Source organism: Rhodoplanes sp. SY1 (assembly GCF_046000175.1).
In the GTDB taxonomy this organism is placed as follows: Bacteria; Pseudomonadota; Alphaproteobacteria; order Rhizobiales; family Xanthobacteraceae; genus Rhodoplanes.
This window is the reverse complement of the sequence record NZ_JBEOMB010000490.1, coordinates 1-770: the sequence shown is the minus strand read 5'-3', so window position 1 is coordinate 770 and position 770 is coordinate 1. Positions and strand designations below refer to the sequence as shown.

Genomic DNA, 770 nt, shown 5'->3' with positions numbered 1-770 from the left:
GATCCAAGTGATCCGAGTCGCGCGGGGCCGATGATCCAAGTCCTGGAGTGGTGCACCGCCCATGGTGCTTCGGTGGTCGCCACATTCCCGAGCCGGCCACCTTTCATCGCCCCCTTTGACCGCCTCCTCTATGGCGCCCTCGAGGTCGTCCAGCAGGTCGAGCCCTTACACACGCGCTTCTTCGTCCCATCCGGGCGCGCGCACCATGCGAGCATCATCGAGCAACGCATCGAAACGGCGCTCCGTCGCGACCCCGAACTCGCGCCGCTGTTCTCGTGTAACGAACCGGTCGCCATCAACGGTTTCGCCGCGCCACCGCGCGTCGATCTCTTGTGGCGGGAGGGGCGCGTTGTCGTCGAGCTGGATGGTCCGGAGCACCAGGACGATCCGAAATTCGCCAACGATCGACACCGCGACTTCGAACTGCTGATCGCCGGTTATCTCGTCCTGCGCATGACCAATGACCAGGTCGCGACCGACCTCCAAGCCGCCATCGAGAAGATTCGCGCCGTCGTTCATTTCCGTAAGTCGACCGCCAGCATCCGGTGAACCCGACAATGACGCCCAAACAGACCTTGATCATGTGGTGCCTGCTCGGACGGCAGGGCCAGGCCATGCAGGGCGAAATCGTGCCCAAAGTGGATAAGAAGGACCGCGAGGCCCTGGTCGCCGCCGGATTTCTGTCGAGCGGGAAATACAGTCGAGGAGCCATTGGGCTCAAAGTCGAAGACAAGGGCTGGCGCTGGGCCGGCGAGCACCTCGGAGACGAG

The 770-nt window shown here is 63.5% G+C and carries 1 protein-coding gene and 1 pseudogene; both read left to right on the top strand.

Features of this window, described 5'->3' with window-relative positions:
• Positions 1-549: endonuclease domain-containing protein (locus ABTU92_RS30540; RefSeq protein ID WP_408095273.1), on the top strand; the 549-nt coding region annotated here is incomplete at its 5' end.
• 8 nt (positions 550-557) lie between these two features.
• Positions 558-770: pseudogene (locus ABTU92_RS30535) on the top strand (hypothetical protein); the annotation flags it as partial.